A 19,636-nucleotide genomic window follows, 5' to 3' on the forward strand; every position below is an offset into this window, starting at 1 on the left:
AATCGTAAACGATTATACCCGTAGGACGCACTGATAAACGTCATCAAGATGCCGCTTAACAATATCCACCACATCACCGTCCAGCTTATTTCCGGCAACTTCCTCTTCCAGGATAGTTAATGCTTTCTGCGCCGCCATTCCCTGACGATAGGGCCGATTTTCCGTTAGCGCGGTAAAGACATCGGCAACGGCCATAATACGGCTGGGCAGATCGAGATCCCGGGCCGTCAGACCAAAGGGATAGCCGCCACCATCAAGTCGTTCGTGATGATTCACCGCCCAGGGCGTAATTCGTTTAAGGGGCTTAATCAGGGCTAATATTTCCAGCGTTTTATAGCTGTGCTTACGAATCAGCGCATATTCGTTGTCCGTCAGGCGCCCCTCTTTTTCCAGCACCGCCAGCGGAATATGCACCTTACCTATATCGTGAAGATAGCCCGCAATGGCGATTTCAGTCTGATCGTGAAGCGAAAAGCCCATAAGGTTGGCAATTTTGCAGGAAACATTCGACACGCTGGTGCTGTGCGTCATCGTAAAGCTGCTGTATTTATCCACGATTCGGGAAATCAGCAGGCAGAACTCCAGAAAATCCTGGCTGCCCATCAGCATATTCGCCACCGGGGTAATACGCTTTAGTACGCTGTGCAACCGCTGGGATTCCAGGCGAAACCAGAAAGCATCCCGTTGGCTAAGTTTACGCAGCGTTACGATTAATTCTGGCGGATAATCGGAATGAGCCATTAGAAAAACATTAATAATTTCATCAGCATTGACGATGAAATCTTTCGGGCATTTTCTTAAATAGAGATCAAACTCATCTGCCATATGGATAATATGATTATCCAGCGGATACTCATCCGGATATTGGCTGTTCCAGTGAATATGGTGGTGACGAATCATCGATTGCACTTCCGGAGGAAAGCTGATTCCCGCCACCATAGCTTCGCCAATCTCTTCATGATGGAACATCAGGTTTTCATTGCTCAGGTTGTCGGCGGTAATTTCACGCTGCTTTTTCGCCAGCAGGCCAATATCGTGGATACTGGCAGCCAGATAGACATTCCGGACCCGCTCTTCCGGCAGTTCCAGAGCTCTGGCCAGACTCAACGAAATATAGGTTGTACGCTGCATATGGGATGCCAGATCCGGGAAAATCGGCTCAATAATGATATTGAGAAGATTAATTGCATCCTGTAAAGATATTATCATTATTAATTCAGACCATTATTACAATACAAAATAAGAAAACTGTTTTTCAGGGCAACTTGTGACTGCCATCAATCGTAACCGAACATAATTTGCGCGGTTGCCACGACTTTGCCTGAGGTTAAAGCCGATGCGTTATAGACCTTATAATAAGCATTCATATATAACGCAAAGTCACCATCAACCGCTTCACCTTCGTCTATTGTGAATATTTCGGTTGCGCCCAGATCGGTCATCCCGCTGGAAATGACCAGGTCATCCTCTGCAATACCAAGATTATAGGGCCGTAATGATATCCCAACACCGCCGGCATCGGTTTCATCATTGACCAGAATGGTGCCGGTACTGGCATCATTAAGAATATCGTTGCTGGAAATCCAGGCGCGAATGTTACGGGTGGATTTGCTGCCCCCCAACATGTTGACGCAGGTAATCGGTACAACAAAATTGGTGCCGGGTGCCTTACCGTCGCGCTGTAATATGCTGACGGAAGTCGGCGGTAGTTGCACTGTCATATCTTTTTTCAGATTGCAGGTGGTCTGATTCGGGTCGAACTGAATATACAGGCGCTCAAAGGCGATATAGCGACTGGTTGACCAGGAAGAACGGTCCAGATCGTTCATCATATTGTCAAACACTTCCTCTGCGTAGGTATATTTATTACCCCAAATACCGCCAAAAGTTGAATCACTGGCTCCTGCTCCGCTCATTACTGCCGGAATTATTGAAGCCACGCCGGAGGTCGTGGTTTTGGTATAATTTTCAACGCCGGAAGGCGCCGTAGAGAGCAGCTCTGCGGTAATGGTATAGCTGGTTTGATAGCTAATGGAATGAGTACCGATAATCCCGTTTACCGTCACCTTAGTATCGCCGGTAATTTCCGCGGTCACTTTAACCCAGTAGTCTGATTCACCATCGGCGCTGGTGAAGTTCAGATAAACAGGGTTGCCACCCAGCGCGGTAAAATAATAGAGGTGGTCCTGAAGCAAGCCGCCGATACCCACGTTGCCATAGGTACAGCTCATTCTCCCACTCCAGGCCGTGGTATAGGAAAATGTCGCTTTAGTACCACTCAAAAACGCCGTAGAAAGGTTAAGCGTTTTGTCAGACTCAGCCACGCGGGTTTTTGAAAACAGGCCGCTGGTAATACCGCAGGTATCCCCCGTCAGGCCATAGGCATCTATATCCGCCGCCGGTAGCTGCGCCATTGCGCCCGTGGTGAAAAGGGTTGCCGCCACGGCAATTACGGTAAAAAAACGCTTAAGCATAACGATTTCCGGTAATAGCTGAAGAAACAGAGCGACCAGGCACGGCGTAATGGCTGATGTTTTCATCAGTTCGGGAATTCAGGCTGCGCAGGCTGGCGTGGTCAAAATGCAGTAAAAACTTAAGGGTCAGCCAAAACTGGGCATTGGTATGGCAATGCATCTTAGCCATGACCTGACGCTTACGGTTAGAAACCGCCTTAATACTGCAATTTTCAATGCGCGCTATCTGTTTGGCGCATAACTGCTTCATATGATAGTAAATTAGTTCAAGTTCCCCTGGGGTAAATCGTAATCCAGGCCAGGGGATCACTTTGGGCTCAAACTCATGGGTAACAATGCGACGAATATTCTTTTTAATCAGCGCATATTCAGAATCCAGGCAAACAAACCTTAACCGCCACTTAGTAAAAAAGTGCTGGATAAGCGCATAGTAAAATTGCGAGCACAGGATCAGATCATACCGATCGGGATTAACGCGACAAAAACGAGCCAGTCCTTCAACAGGATCTTTTTCAGCAATCACCAGAATTCTCAGATGCGCCACATTCACGTTTTCGACTGCCAGCTCATCCAGCATATTGTTGAGCGCCAGCCGAATATAGCTATCGGCGCATTCAACGGAGTGCGTACGCTCAACGGCAAACATTTATCACTCCCTCTTTTGGTGCTTCGATCACGCAGGTTTCCCGCTTATGACGAGTACCGACGTTAATTTTCAATCTTTGCGGCATCTGTTCCGCCTTCACATACAACTGGCTGCCCTGAGAGACATAGCCCAGATTCTCCCCGTTGCCATCGAGCACTGCGGTGCCGAACGGCAGCGGCTCGCCATTTTCACGCCGGGCCTCCAGGGTAAACAGCCGACGGGTATCCGTCTGATATTTCAGGTATGTGATGCTGCCTTCGTAGGGGGCCATATGCATGATGTTGCCCAGCAGATCGACATCGCTATCCTGTTTTTCATCGGCATCGATACTGAAGTTGTTCTGCCGGTAGGCGACCGCGTTGGTAACCAGCGCCTTACCACTGGCGTTGGTGCGTACCGAAGAATCGCCGTTGATGGTGGCATTCTTCATTCCTGGCGCATCGACAATCACAAAGCTTCTGCCGGTTGAACCAGAGGCCAGTACCCCGCCGGACCAGGCCAGCAGACTGCCGCTGGCACCCATACTCATCTGACGGTAGTCGCTGGCTTCGGTTAAACCAGCGCTCAACCGGCTCCAGGAGGTATCCCACGAGCCGTACAGATCGGCTGAACGGGTTTTCGCGTCGTTATCGTTGGTCAGTACCAGGCTGTAATCCACGTCCTGCTTCGTGCCATTCACGCTCAGATCCGTAGAGGCATATTTCCCCTGCTGGAAACTGGTGCGGGTCGAAATACTGCCCGGGCTGTCGAAAATGCTCATCGGAATGGTCAGTGACAAATAGACGCTGTTTTCCGACTTACGCTGGCTGCGCAGATAGCTGCTCTGGTTACCTTTGTAACTGTCATAGTCATAGTCATAGTAGCTCTGGTTGTATTCAGAGCGGCGCAGCGACAGGGTGTAATTCACCGAATTAAACTTATTGCTGTAGCTCAGGTTGTACTGTTTGGTGCTCTTACGGTTATTCCAGTAGTCGCGCCAGTAGGCCGTTAGCGACAGACGCCCGTAGTTTTCCCCCAGCGGCTGGCTCACGGTGGCGCTGAATGCCTGTTTGCTATAGCGGGTGATGCCGTTATAGCCGTAGTACTCAATGTTGTCCTTCGTGGCGATGTAGTCGCTGAACGAAGCGTAATCCTGGGTACGGTAGTAGTACGACGCCAGCGTGATATTGGTACGGCTGGGCAGATACTTACTCCAGGAGATGGTGTATTTCTCGCCGCTGCGCTTTTCATCCCCCGGCAACTGATAGCGGGCCTGCTCCATCGAGCCAGAAACCGATCCCACCCAGGGGATGGAAACCGCGCTACCAGCCAGCCAGGACTGGTAATCGCTGCTCGCTGTCAGACCGGAATAGAGAGTCCAGTAGTTATTCATGCCTCGGGTGTAGCTGAACTGCATAAATCGGGTGTCATCCCCGGAATTCAGCACGTTCACTTCGCCCGCGTTAAAGCGCCAGTCGCTGGTGCCTGGCCGCAGCATGTCGGGGATAGAAGAGAATGGCACCACGAAGGTTTCAACGTTACCGCCACCGCCGCTGTTTTTAACTTCCACAGTCAGGTCGCTACGCGAACCGGTCGGCATCAAATCACGGATTGCGAACGGCCCGGGCGGTACTGTGATTTGGTAAATCACGTGTCCGTCCTGATACACGTTCACGATTGATGCCGTGTTGGCTACGCCACTTATCACCGGCATATAGACCTGTTCGCGATCCGGCAACATCTGGCGACTCTTGTTCAGCGTTACGCCGCGAAAGCGAATGCTGTCGAAATATTCCGATGAGGTATAGGCATCACCAATGCGCAGCACTGCCCCCAGGCTGGCGAACGGGCGTTCCAGATAGCGGGTGGAGTTACGCCAGTAGCCTTTGCCGGTGTTGCTGTAACGCATATAAGTCGAGTTATCGATCAGGTGCCAGCCAAACAGATTTAACCCGCTGTTCAGCGACAGGTAGATATTATCGGTGTTGCTGTAGTCCGCCTGTTTCGCGTGAAAGCTGTAGTAGTTCAGGTTGTAGTTGGTATACAGGCCGTTAATGCCCTGGTCCCATTTTTCTGGTGCTACCCAGTTACGATCGGACTTATTGACCCATGCCTGAGGCACTTCCAGGTTGACCCGCATTTCTCCCGGCTTTAGCGAACTTTTACCGCCGTGCAGCAGGGTATCGATATCGATGTACTCCGCACCGCCGGTTGCTGTGCTGCTGATATCGCGAATATCCAGCATGCTTATCTGGCTGGCCTGAATCTGCAGCGTGCCTTCTTTGCCATTCGTTACTTTGAATGGAAATTTCCCTTTCCATTCATCATTCACATAAACATCAAATTCATATTCACCGGGTGTCATCACCATGGCCTGGTTATTCCAGTCCATGCTGCCAGCGCTGCCCACCAGCAGGCTGCTGTTAAAACTCTCACCAAATACACAGCAGGAATAAAGCGCGGCGCCAATGGAGTTCACTAATAATCCATTACGGATAAGAGCCTTACATTTCATTGGAAAAGAACCCGATGAAAAATACCGTTAAGTCATTTACTGAATGACGCCGAATTTTTTACTGCCGTAGTCATCCATCCATGTCACCCGATAGCGGGAACCGGCTTTAATGCTGGCCGGTACAGACTGACAGCCAAAAGGTTCAACAAACACGGTGGCTTTCAGCAGGTTATCGTCCGTTTTCTTTTTCAGATCGCCGCCGCTCCATGCAATGATTTGCGGCACGGTCACGTAATAAGGGCCGCTGTTTTTCAGGCAACTGCCGCCCGAGCGCGACTCCAGCGTCAGTTTTTTATGGATATCGCTGGCCGGTGACGGTATTTCATCCGGGCGATAGAGCAGTTTGATGCGACTGCGAATGGCTACCTGCAGGTAGTTATCACCACCGCTGGCGTTTTCCGGAACCGGAGGAATATCCAGCACGTTCATCCAGTAGACGGTTTCCCGATCTTTCGCCAAAGGCGTGCCTTTGCGCAGGGTGATTTTCAGGGTCTGCCCTTCACTGGCGGCCATTTTGACGACCGGCGGCGCCAGGGTGAAAGGCACTTTAATACTTTCCGGCGCTGCGGCCGGGTTACCATCGTCGATCCAGGACTGAACCAGATGCGTGGTGGTGCTACGGTTGACCAGTTGCACATTCACGAATTTGGATGAGGATGGATAAATAACACGCGTTGCGTTAATCACAACGCTGGCATGGCCCGATACCGATAACAGCATCGCGCTCAGCAGAATAAGAAAATGGCGCATAGGTTTTGATCAAACACAGAAGCCGGGAAGCAGGGGGGCTCCCCGGCCACGCGTTTTTACTCGTAGGTAAAGGTGTAAGTCGCGGTGGTCACTACGCTACCGGTAGAGACACTGGCGCCGCCGTAGTTGTAGTAGTTAGCGAAGAAGCTAACGTTAGCACCAGTGGTGGAAGCCGCGTCGGTAGAGGTGACGCCAGTATCCAGCGCGCTATCAAAAGCCACCGCCGTACCGGCGGAGCCATCGGTCGTCAGCGCGATACCAACACCTTCAGCGTCGCCGCTGTAGTTGGTCAGGTATTTTTGATCGTCAGAAACGTTGCTGCTGCTGAAGGTAATTTTCAGCGTGTCATCTGCGGTGGAAGAACCCGTGCAACCAGAAACCGCCATGGTAAATTGTTTAGCACCGTTCGCGACAACACCCGCAGTAGTACCCAGAGAATCCAAAGTAATGGGATCAAGACTTACAGTAAAATCTGAACCATTATTTGTGGTCACATTACAGGTAGTATCTGTTACCGAACCATTGAAGGTAATAGTACCCCCCGCAACACCTTCATCAGTTGCTGCATTAGCAACACCAGCAAACATAATTACGGCAGCCGCCACCAGACTTTTCTTGAACATATCGATGTCCCGGTAATCCTTAGAATTAATATCCTGCGGGAAATTAAAAGGAGCACCAGTAAATCAGGCGTCCGTTAATAACCCGTATCACTTTTCAGAGTTGCCTTCCATTGAGCATCATGGCTATCGCAGCCGCTCGGGAAGTGAGGGATATAACACCACCAAAGAACCACACGGTAAACAATTATTCTTATAAATTGCATTTTTTAAACAAAAAACACCATCAACAATCAAAACAACAGACTAAAACACCAATAAATGATAGTAACAGGTAGCCACAACCCACACAAAAAACTACCTTTCAGCAGCCTTAAAAAACTTAAAAATCGCATACAGGTGTTTTTATCTTATCAAATAGCCCTGTTTATTTAAAAAAGGCAACATCACAGTACAAACATTTAACAGTATATTTTCAATAGTCGATAAAAACGCCCTCTCGCTACCCATAAAGTGGATTAGGATAATGCCCGAAAAATAACGACAGGAAGGAAAGTCACAGTAAGAGGAATAACAGAAAACCTGGTGTACCAGGCGTGAGGCGATGATCGAAAGCGAACAGTTCTTTACATCATAAAGCCAACAAAAACACCTCCACCCAAAATAATAAAGCAGGCAACCAGGTGCAGGCTAAATATTTCACCCGGTAGCGCTCGATAGTTTGAAACAATTTCGTCAAAAGCTGGACAAACAATAAAAAGAACCCGGCATCCGAAAGCGCCGGGGAATAATAATGTTTTATTGCGCCACCCAACCGCCGTCCATATTCCAGGCAGCGCCGCGAACCTGAATAGCGGCATCGCTGCATAAAAAGAGCGCCAGTTCACCCAACTGTTCCGGCGTGACAAATTCGCCGGAAGGATGTTTTTCTGCCAGTAACGCATCCCTCGCCTGCCGGGGAGTGGCGCCTTCGGCAATACGCTTATCGATTTGCTGTTGAACTAGCGGCGTCAGCACCCAACCCGGACACAGCGCATTGCAGGTGATACCGGTTTGCGCCGTTTCCAGCGCCGTGACTTTGGTGAGTCCCAGCAGACCATGCTTGGCCGCCACATAGGCCGATTTTTCCCGGGAGCCCACCAGCCCATGCACTGAAGCGATATTAATGACGCGTCCCCAGTTGCGGGAACGCATCTCCGGCAGCGCCAGCCGGGTGGTATGAAACGCCGCGCTCAGGTTGATGGCCAGTATCGCGTCCCATTTTTCTACCGGGAAATGCTCTACCGGCGCCTGATGCTGGATTCCGGCATTGTTGACCAGAATATCTACGCCGCCGTACTCCCGGGCGGCCCAGGCCATCATCGCCTCGATTTGCGCCACGTCGCTCATATCCGCCGGGTGGTATCCCGGCTGTTTTCCCTGAGCCGCCACCCGCGACCGGGCGGTCGCCACATCACCAAAACCGTTCAGGAGCACCTGAGCGCCAGCCCGGGCAAGGCTTTCGGCCAGCCCCAGACCAATACCGCTGGTCGAACCGGTCACCAGCGCCGTTTTTCCTTCCAGATTCATCACAGACTCCTGCATTGTTAGTCGCGCTCAATCGCCAGCGCCACACCCTGCCCACCGCCGACGCACAGCGTCGCCAGTCCCCGGGTTACCTTCCTGCGCCGCATTTCATGCAGCAACGTCACCAGAATTCGGCAGCCGGAAGCGCCGATCGGGTGTCCCAGCGCTATCGCACCGCCGTTCACATTGACCCGCTCATCGTCCCAGCCCAGCTCCTGGCCTACCGCCAGCGCCTGAGCTGCAAAAGCTTCGTTGGCTTCAATCAGAGAGACGCTGTCCAGCGTCCATCCGGCCCGCGTCAGACAGCGGCGGCTGGCCAGGACCGGGCCAATGCCCATAACCGCCGGGTCTACACCCGCCAGGGCGCCAGCCGTAATGCTTCCCAGCACCGGAAGACCCAGCGCCGCCGCCCGCTCTGCACTCATCATCAGGACCGCTGCCGCCCCGTCGTTGAGGGTGGAGGAATTACCGGCAGTCACCGTACCTTCTTCACGCAGGAAGGCCGGGCGCAGGGCGGCCAGGCGCTGAGCGGAACTGTCCGGCCTGGGTTGTTCATCCTGGCTCACTACTCTGGGCTCCTTTTTACCCTGGGGAACCGTGAGCGCCACGATCTCATCATCAAAACGCCCGGCGGCCTGGGCCGCTGCGGCCCGCTGCTGAGAGCGCAGGGCAAAGGCGTCCTGGCTTTGCCTGTCTATGCCGTAACGCTGCGCCAGGTTTTCTGCGGTTATCCCCATATGATAGTCATTGAAGGCGTCCCACAGGCCGTCGTGAATCAGAGAATCCACCATGTTGCCGTGGCCCAGCCGCAACCCGGAGCGGGCACCGGTGAGCACATAAGGAGCCTGACTCATGCTCTCCTGACCACCAGCGATAACGATCTCCGCATCGCCGCTGCGAATCGCCTGTGCCCCCTGCAACACCGCTTTCAGCCCGGATCCGCACACCTGATTAAGGGTGACGGCAGGCACGCTGTACGGCAAACCGGCCCGTACCGCCGTCTGGCGCGCCGGGTTTTGACCGCAACCGGCGCTGAGTACCTGCCCGAAGATCAGCTCATCTACCTGTTCTGGCGGCACGCCGCTGTTTTCTATTAACGCCTTCACCAGCGCGCTACCCAGATCGACAGCGCTTAGCGAGGAAAGCGCGCCATGAAAGCTGCCAATGGGCGTTCGCAGGGCGTTAACAATCACCACATCCCGCATCAGGCACCTCCCGGAGTCAGCGTCATTTCCGGCACTGCATCCGGCACAATCAGTTTTCCCGCAGTCTTCGCCACAATCTCTTCCACGCTGACGCCGGGCGCCCGCTCCCGCAGAATAAAAGCGCCATCTTCAATTTCCAGATAAGCGAGATCGGTCACCACCCGCCGGATGCAGCCCGCGCCGGTGAGCGGCAGGGTGCAGCGCGGCAGCAGTTTGGATTCGCCGCTCTTTGACGCGTGCGTCATCATCACAATGATATTTTCCGCTCCGGCCACCAGGTCCATGGCTCCGCCCATTCCTTTCACCATCTTGCCAGGGATCATCCAGGAGGCGATATTGCCGGTCACATCCACTTCCAGCGCGCCCAGAACGGTAAGATCGACATGACCGCCGCGAATCATGGCGAACGAATCCGCAGAATCGAAGACAGCCGCCCCTTTGCGGGCCGTGACCGTCTGTTTACCGGCGTTGATCATGTCCGGATCCAGCTCTTCTTCTGTGGGAAAAGCGCCCATCCCCAGCAGGCCGTTTTCCGATTGCAGCATGACATCCACACCGGGCGGCACATAGTTCGCCACCAGGGTAGGAATGCCGATCCCCAGGTTTACGTAGTAGCCGTCGCGCAGTTCGCAGGCCACACGCTGCGCCATTTCTTGTCGTGTCAGCATTTGTGCCTCCGGTTATGCGCGCAGGGTGCGCTGCTCAATGCGTTTTTCGAACTGGCCCTGGATCAGGCGATCCACATAGATGCCCGGGGTATGAATGGCATTGGGATCCAGCTCGCCGGGGGCGACTATCTCTTCAACTTCGACCACCGTAATACGCCCGGCGCTGGCCATTAGCGGATTGAAGTTCCGGGCGGTGTGGCGGTAAATGACATTGCCGTACCAGTCCGCTTTCCAGCCTTTAACAATGGCGAAATCGCCGGTAATGGCCCGTTCCATCACGTAGTGGCGGCCATCGAATTCCCGCACCTCTTTGCCTTCAGCCACCGGCGTGCCGTAACCTGTGGCAGTGTAGAACGCGGGTATCCCGGCGCCGCCTGCGCGGATTTTCTCTGCCAGGGTGCCCTGCGGCGTGAGTTCTACCGCCAGAGAGCCGTTGAGCACCTGCTGTTCAAACAGGGCGTTTTCCCCCACGTAAGAGGCCACCACTTTGCTGACCTGGTGAGTTTCCAGCAGGCGACCCAGGCCGAAGCCATCCACCCCGCAGTTATTAGAGACCACCGTTAGCCCGCGCACGCCGCGGCGGCGAATTTCGTCGATCAGGTTTTCCGGAATGCCGCACAGGCCGAAACCGCCTGCCAGCACCGTCATGTTGTCCGTTATTCCGTCCAGCGCTTCCTGATAGCTGGCGACTCGTTTATCCAGTCCGGCCATATCGTTGCCTCTTGCTCACTCTGATATCCGCCATCTTGTTAATCCTGCGACTGATTTGTGAATTTTGTTTTTGTGAGCCATTAATCCGTTTTTGTTATTAATTTATTGTTAGTGTATGTTTTCCAATTAGTTAAATGGCGGCAGAATGAAAATCAGCGTCAAACAGTTACGCGCGTTTTTAGCGGTGGCTCACACTCTGAACTTTGCCCAGGCCAGCGAGCGGCTGAATCTTTCCCAACCGGCACTGAGTCTGGCTATTCGCGGGCTGGAAGAGGCATTAGGCGGCGCGCTGCTGACGCGTACTACCCGGCGGGTGGCGCTTACGCCGGAAGGCGAAGCGCTGTTTCCCATGGCGCGCCAGTTACTGGCGGACTGGGATAATGTGGAAGAGGCGATGCGCCAGCGCTTCACGCTCCAGCGCGGTAAGGTTTCAGTCGCCGCAATGCCGTCGTTCGCGGGCAATCCCCTGCCGCCGATTCTGCGAGCCTTTCGCGATCGCTATGCCGGTATTAACGTGACGGTGCATGATGTGGTTAATGAGCAGGTGCTGGAGATGGTGCGCGATGGCCGGGTAGAAATGGGGATAGCCTTCGAGCCGGAACCTGATTCCGGTCTGCATTTTACCCCTCTGACCTGCGATCGCTTTGTGGCGATTGTGCCCGCCGACTCCCGACTGGCAACGCGGTCTAAACTGAGCTGGCGTGAACTGCTCTCGCTCGACTTTATTACCCTGCAGCGCCCCTCTGCGGTGCGTCTGTTACTGGAAGAGAGCCTGATGAAAAGCGGTCGTCGGCTGGAGGTCGCCTTTGAAAGCCACCAGTTGGTGACCGTGGGACGCATGGTCGCCAGCGGTCTGGGTGCCAGCGCGGTGCCAACGCTGTGCGCCAGCCAGATGACGGAACTGGGCGCGGTCTGCCTTCCCCTTAGTCACCCGGTTATCGAACGGCGGGTGGGGGTGATTCGCGCCAGCAGCCAGCCGCTTTCCGCCGCCGCTCAGGCTCTGCTGGACACCGTACGTACCGCCTTTCCAGCCCTCTGATGGCCCGCTTCTTTGACTGACAACTCCCGTTGCCATAAAAACTTTACACTGCCATATAAATAATAATTAGTATAAATAACCTAATCATCTGGATATATTGCTGCCATATGTTAGATTTGCAGCGCATTTATCTGGCACATCGCCAGTTCTTTCATTTTAGCGACTCCGTTAATTGTCATGAAAACAAATGATAATCGCCATCTGTTGATCATGTTGATCCTGCTGGTGGCCGTCGGCCAGATGGCCCAGACCATTTATATTCCAGCTATTGCCGATATGGCGCAGACGCTGGGCGTGCGTGAAGGCGCAGTACAGGGCGTGATGGCCGCTTATCTGCTGACTTACGGAGGCTCGCAGCTAATTTACGGCCCCATTTCCGATCGCATTGGACGCCGTCCGGTGATTCTGGCAGGCATGATTATCTTTATGGTGGCGACGCTGTTCACCATGACTACTCACAGCCTGACGGTGCTGATTGCCGCCAGCGCTATGCAGGGAATGGGCACCGGCGTGGGCGGCGTGATGGCGCGTACCCTGCCGCGGGATCTTTATGAAGGCCCGGACCTGCGCCACGCGAACAGCCTGCTGAATATGGGCATTCTGGTGAGTCCGCTACTGGCGCCCATGATCGGCGGCGTATTGGATACGCTGTTCGGCTGGCGCGCCTGTTTCGTTTTTCTGCTTACCCTGAGCATTCTGGTCACTTTCAGTATGTGGCGCTGGATGCCGGAAACCCGCCCGTTACAGGCTTCCCGTACCCGTCTTCTGGCCAGTTATCGCACGCTGTTCGGTAGCCTGGCATTTAACTGCTATCTGGTGATGCTGATTGGCGGCCTGGCCGGGGTGGCGGTGTTCGAAGCCTGCTCCGGGGTGCTGTTGGGCGCCAGACTGGGTCTGAGCGGCCTGGTAGTCAGCATTCTGTTTATTCTGCCGATACCGGCCGCCTTTTTCGGTGCCTGGTACGCAGGTCGCCAGACTAAGCGCTTCTCGTCGCTGATGTGGCAGGCGGTGCTGAGCTGTCTGCTGGCGGGTATTCTGATGTGGCTGCCCGGCCTGTTTGGCGTGATGAATGTCTGGACGCTACTGGTGCCTGCGGCGCTGTTTTTCTTCGGCGCCGGAATGCTGTTTCCTCTGGCCACCAGCGGCGCGATGGAGCCTTACCCTTTCCTGGCCGGTACTGCAGGGGCGCTGATTGGCGGCCTGCAAAACGTGGGATCCGGCGCTCTGGCGTCGTTTTCCGCCGTGCTACCTCAGGACGGACAGTTCAGCCTGGGCGTGCTGATGCTGGCAATGGGGCTTCTGATTCTGCTGTGCTGGCTGCCGCTGACCCATCACGATCAGCGTCACGGTCAGACGGTGTAGCCTTCCACGCTTACGCCGGACGTTTCTCACTGGCATGCAGCATCGCCATCAGTTCTACCGGCGAACGACGCTGACGAATAAGATCGCGCATGGTCTTCATATAAGGCGCCGTGCGGGTAAAGAAGTCGCGATAACCAGCGCACAGCACACTCTTACCGCCGTCCAGTCGGTGTTTGGGGCAATCCCCCTGACACAAAGGCCGCGCCCGGCATTCCAGACAGTCATTCACCAGCGAGCGTCGCTTGTGCTGACCAAAAACCCGGGCGGCGTCACTGGCGTTGATCTGCGCAATGGGGATCTCATGCAGATTACCCAGCCGGTATTCGGGAAAGACGTAGTGATCGCACTGATAGAGGGTGCCATCAGCTTCCAGCGCAAAGGCGTGGCCACAGGTTTCACTAAATACGCACATTTGGGAAGGCTGGCCGCACCATACCCCAAGGGTTGAATCGAACAACTGAACGAAGACCCGACCGATATCCTCACGCACCCAAAGTGCAAAGACCGCATTCAGGAAACGCCCCCAGGCTTCGCCGCTGACCGATTCCGGCGTCAGTGCGCCCTGTTCGTCCGACTCCACCAGCGGAATAAATTGCAGATGCGGCGTGCCCAGGTCGCGCAGATAACGGTACAGCCGTTCTGGCTGCCCGATGTTGTGCGCATTCACCACCGTCAACAGATTAAAGTCCACGCCGTGCGCCTTCAGGCGCCCCATCGCTTCCATCACCCGTTCATGGGTTGGCTTACCGGCGCGGGTGACCCGGTAGCGATCATGGAGATCCGCAGGGCCGTCCAGCGATAGTCCCACCAGCCAGCCGTAGTGGGCCAGGAAGGCGCACCAGGCTTCATCCAGAAGTATACCATTGGTTTGTAAGGTGTTCTGAATGCGTCTGCCCGCGGCATAGCGCTGCTGAAGCGCCACGACCCGCTCAAAGAAGGCCAGCCCCGCCAGCGTCGGTTCTCCCCCCTGCCAGGCAAACTCCACCACCTGGCCCGGCTGGGCGTCGATATGCTGGCGGATATAGACCTCAAGCGTGGCGTCATCCATGCGAGGCTGGCGTGGTTTATCGATATAGAAGCAGTAATGGCAGTCCAGGTTACACCGGGAACTGGCGGGTTTCGCCATGACGTGGCAACCGTTCATGATGCAGCACTCCATAGCACCAACAGTTGATTAATATGAGAGACGGCAAACAGCGCAGCCAGCAGGCAGACTGCCAGCGCGATCAGCATTTTGGCGCGTACCGGACCGGATTTTGCGAAGTCATCCGTCGCCACGTCCATCAGGTTACGCTGGCGGGCGTAGCCATAGACCAGCAACGCCACCACCAGAATAATCACCAGCGAGAACCAGAACAGCATGCCCGCCTGATACCAGGCGTGGCGCAGAGCCAGCGCCATCAGGGCGCCATAGCCCAGCAGCGTGCGAAACCAGGCGAGCGAGGTGCGCTCTGGTTGCAGGCCGGGATCGGCAAGACGGCGCGCCCGGCGCTTATCCGGCATACAGCACCATCAGCGCCACGGTGCCCGCCGCTACAACCATCGCAATACTGACGATAAGCAGCGTGCGGGTATAGGGCAGATCCTGCTTCAGGCGCATCGCTTTCTCGTTACGCAGCCAGCGCAGGTAACCGTAGACCGCCAGCAGGCCGGCGAAGAGACACAGCAACAGCGAAATCGCTTCACGCACTGCGGGTGTCGCAAGACTCGGCGCCAGTTGATCCAGCCCCACCCCCGCCGCCAGGAACCCCAACGCGGTACGAATCCAGGCGAGGAAAGTGCGTTCATTCGCCAGCGAAAAGCGGTAGTCGGGCGCTTCGCCTAGCTGTGATATCTTCATGCCGTCTCCTTGTGTGTTGCCTCCCTGTCGGGAGCATCAGAACTTCTGTTTCTTCTCTTCCACCTTCACCCCCTGAGTGGGCATACCAGTGTCGTAGTCGCGCACCACCGGCGAATAACCATCTTTCGGACGCGGGCGGAAAGCGCCCATCCAGCGCGGCTGCGCGTCTGGCCGCCAGGGGCGGCTCGCCCACTGCCAGGTGCGGAAGGGGTCGCGAATCCTGTCCATATAGTCCAGCAGGGCGTCGTGCAGCTGGTTACGCTGCTCAGCATAGCGCGAATCGTCGATCAGGTTATGCATCTCCTGCGGGTCGGCGTGCCTGTCGTAAAGCTCATCGCTGCTGAACAGGTTTAGCACCAGTTTAAAGCGATTGGTGACCCAACAGCGTACCGGAATAAAGCCGCCAAAGCTGTCATGTTCGATCTCATAGCGGTTAAATTCCACCATCACGCCGCGATCCTGAGCGGCCTCCAGCAGATTACCGCCCGGCAGGATTTCCGGCTGTTCGATGCCCGCCAGCGCCATCATGGTCGGCAGGATGTCAATATGGCTGACCGGAACATCTTCCTGACGCGGCGCGGCCTGACCCTGAGGCGGGCGGAAGATCAGCGGAATGCGGGTGATATCGTCATACATCGCCGCCCCTTTGCTGATGAGCTTATGCGCCCCCATCATTTCGCCGTGATCGGAGGTGTAAATCACCCAGGTGTTGGCGCACTGTTCCGGGGTCAGGGCCGCGATCACCCGGCCAATCTCATCATCCACAAAGTCATTGCAGGCGAAGTAGAGCGGATGGTGATACAGCCCGTCTTCCCCCACCGGTGTCGGCATGGCCTGGGCCCACAGGCGGTGGTGTTCCGGTTTGTTTTCCAGATTATCGCGACCTTTTTCCCCCAGGTCATAGTAAAAGTCCTGATACTTTTCCAGATATTCCGGCGGGCAGGTAAAGGGGTGGTGCGGTTCGTCATAGGAGAGCACCAGCAGGAAAGGTTCGTCCTGGCGTTCCGGGCGCCCCAGGTAGTCCAGCGCCCGGTCACTGATGCGGTGGGCCCAGGTAAAGGTTTCGTCGATATTGTTTTCGCGCAGATCGTCGAGGGTATTCAGGCCGTTACGCCACAGCCCGATCTCCTGTTCGCTTAGCTCTTCCAGGTAGTTAGCGCCGTCATACCAGTAGTCGGCATCCCATTCCGGCGGGCAGATCCCGGTGCCGAAGTAGTCATGACCGTCCAGGTGCCACTTGCCGATATAGCAGGTCTGGTAGCCCGCATCCTTAAAGTAGCGACCCATGGTGGAGATATTTTTCCCGGGGGCTACGTTATTGGTCCAGGGGCCAGACTGGTTGGCATAGATGCCGGTAAACAGCCCCGCCCGCGCCGGGGTACAAACCGGGGTGCAGGTATAGGCTGAGTTAAAGCGAATGCCTTCTTCCGCCAGGGCGTCGATATGGTCAGTGTTGAGCGGCTTACCGCTGTAGCAGCCCACCATATTGGTGGCCTGGGTATCAGTCATAATAAACAGGAAGTTAGGGCGAGACATCTATTTCTCCTTAACGTCACAAGCCAGTTTTGACGCCGCGCGTTTTGCACAGCGACCGCTATAAATCAGGTATCCCACAATACCGACCACTACGGCATAGCAAGCCACCGCCAGCCATTTGGTCGGGTAGCCGCCAAATTGCGCCAGCCCGGCGTAAACGCCGATCATGCCCAGCAGTACGCCCACGGCGGCGATTTTAGTGTGGCGCCAGGGCTGCATATCCACGGCGAAGGCGTCGTTAAAGCGGAACGCCGTTTCCCGTGGTTTCCACCAGCCCAGGATAAGCATCAGCACAACGTTGATACAGAAGGTGATAAACAGCACGTAGAGGAAGTGGAAATCGAAATCCACCAGGTAGTTGATCACGATATAGCTAACAATGCCGAACAGCAGCGCCGCCTTGGCCGCCAGCGCCGGAATGCGCGGGAAGAAGAAGCCCATAATCACAATGGTAACCAGCGGAACGTTATAAATGCCGTTCAACTGCTTCATCCATGAATAGAGCCCTTCCGGCGCGTTGGCTATCCACGGCGCAACCAGTACGGAAACCAGCGCCAGTCCCAGACCAAACCAGCGACCCACGGTGACCTGCTTCTGGGCTTCGGCGTTAGGGTTAATCAGACGGCTGTAGATGCCTAAGCTAAACAGGGTGCTGGCGCTGTTCAGGAAGCCGTTAAAGGTGCTGATGATGGCCCCAAACAGTACCGCGCCGAAGAAGCCCACCAGCGGCGTTGGCATTACGGCGTTGACCAACGCCGGATAGGCCATATCCGCCTTGGGCAGTGACTGGAACAGATGGAAGGCGATAAGCCCCGGCAGCACCAGAATCAGTGGGTCGAGCATTTTCAGCACCGCTGTCAGCAGGGCGCCTTTCTGCCCTTCGGAAAGACTTTTCGATGCAAGGGTGCGCTGCACGATGCCCTGGTTGGTGCACCAGTAGAAGGTATTCACCAGAATCAGGCCAGTTAGCGCCGCGCCGATCGGTACTGGATCGCTACTGCCACCAATGGAGTTCAGTTTTTCGCTGTGTACCGTGGTCAGTTGCTCAACGCCGCGCAGGAAGCTGCCATGGCCCATGGCCATCAGGCCAAATACCGGCACCATCAGACCGCCAATCACCAGGCCGATACCGTTAATAACATCGGCGACGGCAATGGCCTTCAGGCCGCCGATAACGGCGTACATCATGCCGGCGAAGCCCAGCAGAATCACCATCCCCCAGATAGCGGCATTTTCGGTGATCCCCAGCGATTCGCCCACGTGGAACAGGCTGTTAAGGGCCAGCGCGCCGGAATAGAGCACGATAGGCAGAAAACAGATACCGGTGGCGATCAGAAAGCAGCAGTCCACGACAATACGAGTGGTTTTGTCATAGCGCTCCTCAATGAAGTCCGGAATGGTGGCGATACCGCGCTGCAGATATTTGGGCAGGAAAATCAGCGCCAGGAAGATCAGCGGAATGGCCGAGATAACCTCCCAGGCCATGACCGACATCCCGCTCTTATAGGCCTGCCCGCTTAACCCCACCAGCTGTTCGGTAGAGAGGTTGGTTAACATCAGCGAGGCAGCGATAACCGGTGCCTTCAGAGAGCGGCCGGCCAGAAAGTATCCCTGCTGGGATTGGGTATCATCTTTGCGTAGCTTCCACCAGGTGATTACCGCCACCAGCAGCGTAAAAGCAAAAAAGCTCACGAGTTGTAATGTGTTCATCTCATTGGCCTATAGTTATCGTTATGCCCCAATATTCCTGATTACAGAGGTAATAGAAGAAGGTTGGCGGGGCTCAGGCTGACTGAAATCTCAAACCAGGAAAGTATGTTTCCCCGGAGGAAGGAAGAGCTGTTAATCTCTTCAACCAGGTTGGGTGCATCATTCTCTTCTGGAGAAATAAAATGAATGGAAAAAACGGTGTTTCGGATGTAAAAACCGAAACTACCTATAACATTCCGCTGGTTCTTGAAGAAAATGTGATCTCAAGCGGCCTCGCGCTTCTGGCACTGTGGCATACCCTGGCGGATAACCACTACGTGGTTAGCTGGCCGCGTGATAAACGGAAACCACTGATTGCCAACTCCTGGGTGGCGATTTATACGCTCCAGGGCAGCGGTAAAGTTATCCTTCAGGATAATTCAGTTATTACGCTTAACGGTAATTGCGTTATTTTTCTGAAACCCACTGATATTAAATCCTATTACTGCGACGGGCTGGTCTGGGAGCAATACTGGATGGAATTTATTCCTACCGGGGCAATGGATATTCCTTTATCACAACCAGCGCTAATATATAACGGTGACGCATTTAATCATCAACTTGAGGAAGTAGCTCGGCTGATTCAAAGCCCGGTATCGATGGAAAACAACCTGGCGGTGGCCGCACTGACCCATATGATCTATCAGTGGATCTGCCTGATTGCCCGCAACGGTGCCCGGGAGCCGCAGTTTATCCGCCTGGAAAAACTGCTGACCGCGATCCATGCCGACCTTCAACGGCGCTGGACGGTCAGTGAAATGGCGCAGCGTATGCAGTGCAGCGAACAGTATCTGCGGCGGCTGTTTCTGCGTTATACCGGCAAGAGCCCCAGAGAATACTACCTGGATGCCCGCCTGGAACTGGCGCAGTCGCTGTTGAAGCAGGAGCGCCATGGTGTGAGTCAGGTAGCGGATATGCTGAACTTCTTTGACACCTTTCATTTCAGTAAAGCGTTTAAGCAGAAATTTGGCGTTGCGCCATCGATGCTGATCCGACGCAAGGAGTCATAAAAAAGCCCCCGCAGTAGCGGAGGCTT

18 protein-coding genes are annotated in these 19,636 nt (G+C 54.9%); 3 read left to right on the top strand and 15 right to left on the bottom strand.

Annotation, left to right across the window (positions count from 1 at the left end; all coding sequences use genetic code 11):
• Nucleotides 1-12 precede the first annotated feature (12 nt).
• The 10 genes from SCU88_RS24755 to SCU88_RS24800 all read right to left on the bottom strand — a co-directional run bounded on the left by SCU88_RS24755 (nt 13) and on the right by SCU88_RS24800 (nt 11,074).
• Nucleotides 13-1,209: an HD domain-containing phosphohydrolase gene (locus SCU88_RS24755; protein ID WP_175340189.1), complete on the bottom strand. Its 1,197-nt coding sequence runs from the start codon at nt 1,207-1,209 to the stop codon at nt 13-15.
• Nucleotides 1,210-1,277: 68 nt separating this feature from the next.
• The gene (locus SCU88_RS24760) at nt 1,278-2,474 is read right to left on the bottom strand and encodes a fimbrial protein (RefSeq protein WP_175340190.1); all 1,197 of its coding nucleotides are present in this window, start codon (nt 2,472-2,474) and stop codon (nt 1,278-1,280) included.
• On the bottom strand, nt 2,467-3,120 hold the full coding sequence (locus tag SCU88_RS24765) for a helix-turn-helix transcriptional regulator (RefSeq protein WP_138094995.1): 654 nt from the start codon (nt 3,118-3,120) through the stop codon (nt 2,467-2,469). Before SCU88_RS24765 ends, SCU88_RS24760 begins: the two co-directional genes overlap by 8 nt.
• Nucleotides 3,107-5,614: a fimbria/pilus outer membrane usher protein gene (locus SCU88_RS24770; protein WP_175340191.1), complete on the bottom strand. Its 2,508-nt coding sequence runs from the start codon at nt 5,612-5,614 to the stop codon at nt 3,107-3,109. Before SCU88_RS24770 ends, SCU88_RS24765 begins: the two co-directional genes overlap by 14 nt.
• Before the next feature lie 36 nt (nt 5,615-5,650).
• Nucleotides 5,651-6,364 carry a fimbria/pilus periplasmic chaperone gene (locus SCU88_RS24775; protein WP_175340192.1) on the bottom strand — a complete coding sequence of 238 codons (714 nt, stop codon included), beginning with the start codon at nt 6,362-6,364 and terminating at the stop codon, nt 5,651-5,653.
• Between the two features lie 56 nt (nt 6,365-6,420).
• Nucleotides 6,421-6,987, bottom strand: coding sequence for a fimbrial protein (locus tag SCU88_RS24780; protein ID WP_175340193.1), 567 nt, complete (start codon nt 6,985-6,987; stop codon nt 6,421-6,423).
• A 735-nt stretch (nt 6,988-7,722) separates the two neighbouring features.
• The gene (locus SCU88_RS24785; RefSeq protein WP_138094999.1) at nt 7,723-8,493 is read right to left on the bottom strand and encodes a 3-hydroxybutyrate dehydrogenase; all 771 of its coding nucleotides are present in this window, start codon (nt 8,491-8,493) and stop codon (nt 7,723-7,725) included.
• 17 nt (nt 8,494-8,510) lie between these two features.
• Complete coding sequence (locus tag SCU88_RS24790; protein WP_175340194.1) at nt 8,511-9,695, bottom strand: acetyl-CoA C-acyltransferase; 1,185 nt, start codon at nt 9,693-9,695, stop codon at nt 8,511-8,513.
• Nucleotides 9,695-10,363 (bottom strand): CoA transferase subunit B, encoded by a 669-nt coding sequence (locus SCU88_RS24795; RefSeq protein ID WP_138095001.1) that lies wholly within the window; start codon nt 10,361-10,363, stop codon nt 9,695-9,697. Before SCU88_RS24795 ends, SCU88_RS24790 begins: the two co-directional genes overlap by 1 nt.
• A gap of 12 nt (nt 10,364-10,375) precedes the next feature.
• On the bottom strand, nt 10,376-11,074 hold the full coding sequence (locus tag SCU88_RS24800; protein WP_175340195.1) for a 3-oxoacid CoA-transferase subunit A: 699 nt from the start codon (nt 11,072-11,074) through the stop codon (nt 10,376-10,378).
• Between the two features lie 145 nt (nt 11,075-11,219).
• Here SCU88_RS24800 and SCU88_RS24805 point away from each other — a divergent pair, with 145 nt between their 5' ends.
• Both SCU88_RS24805 and emrD read left to right on the top strand, forming a co-directional pair.
• Nucleotides 11,220-12,113, top strand: a complete 894-nt coding sequence (locus SCU88_RS24805) for a LysR substrate-binding domain-containing protein (RefSeq protein WP_175340196.1) — start codon at nt 11,220-11,222, stop codon at nt 12,111-12,113.
• Nucleotides 12,114-12,290: 177 nt separating this feature from the next.
• On the top strand, nt 12,291-13,475 hold the full coding sequence (gene emrD / locus SCU88_RS24810) for a multidrug efflux MFS transporter EmrD (RefSeq protein ID WP_175340197.1): 1,185 nt from the start codon (nt 12,291-12,293) through the stop codon (nt 13,473-13,475).
• A gap of 10 nt (nt 13,476-13,485) precedes the next feature.
• On the opposite strand, the gene SCU88_RS24815 is transcribed toward emrD, so the two are convergent.
• From SCU88_RS24815 to SCU88_RS24835, 5 genes are read right to left on the bottom strand one after another with little or no spacing between them, the layout of a single operon-like run.
• On the bottom strand, nt 13,486-14,619 hold the full coding sequence (locus SCU88_RS24815; protein ID WP_175340198.1) for an anaerobic sulfatase maturase: 1,134 nt from the start codon (nt 14,617-14,619) through the stop codon (nt 13,486-13,488).
• Nucleotides 14,616-14,978, bottom strand: coding sequence for a DUF202 domain-containing protein (locus SCU88_RS24820; protein ID WP_138095005.1), 363 nt, complete (start codon nt 14,976-14,978; stop codon nt 14,616-14,618). The genes SCU88_RS24815 and SCU88_RS24820 overlap by 4 nt, the downstream gene beginning before the upstream one ends.
• The gene (locus SCU88_RS24825; protein ID WP_175340199.1) at nt 14,968-15,315 is read right to left on the bottom strand and encodes a DUF202 domain-containing protein; all 348 of its coding nucleotides are present in this window, start codon (nt 15,313-15,315) and stop codon (nt 14,968-14,970) included. Before SCU88_RS24825 ends, SCU88_RS24820 begins: the two co-directional genes overlap by 11 nt.
• Nucleotides 15,316-15,351: 36 nt before the next feature.
• Nucleotides 15,352-16,851, bottom strand: a complete 1,500-nt coding sequence (locus SCU88_RS24830; protein WP_175340200.1) for a sulfatase-like hydrolase/transferase — start codon at nt 16,849-16,851, stop codon at nt 15,352-15,354.
• A complete protein-coding gene (locus SCU88_RS24835; protein WP_175340201.1) occupies nt 16,852-18,561 on the bottom strand; it encodes a solute:sodium symporter family transporter in 1,710 nt (569 codons plus the stop codon).
• 182 nt (nt 18,562-18,743) lie between these two features.
• On the opposite strand from SCU88_RS24835, the gene SCU88_RS24840 reads away from it, so the two are divergent.
• Complete coding sequence (locus SCU88_RS24840) at nt 18,744-19,610, top strand: helix-turn-helix domain-containing protein (protein WP_175340202.1); 867 nt, start codon at nt 18,744-18,746, stop codon at nt 19,608-19,610.
• Nucleotides 19,611-19,636 lie beyond the last annotated feature (26 nt).

This window comes from Jejuibacter sp. L23, from assembly GCF_050815825.1.
GTDB lineage: Bacteria > Pseudomonadota > Gammaproteobacteria > Enterobacterales > Enterobacteriaceae > Jejubacter > Jejubacter calystegiae.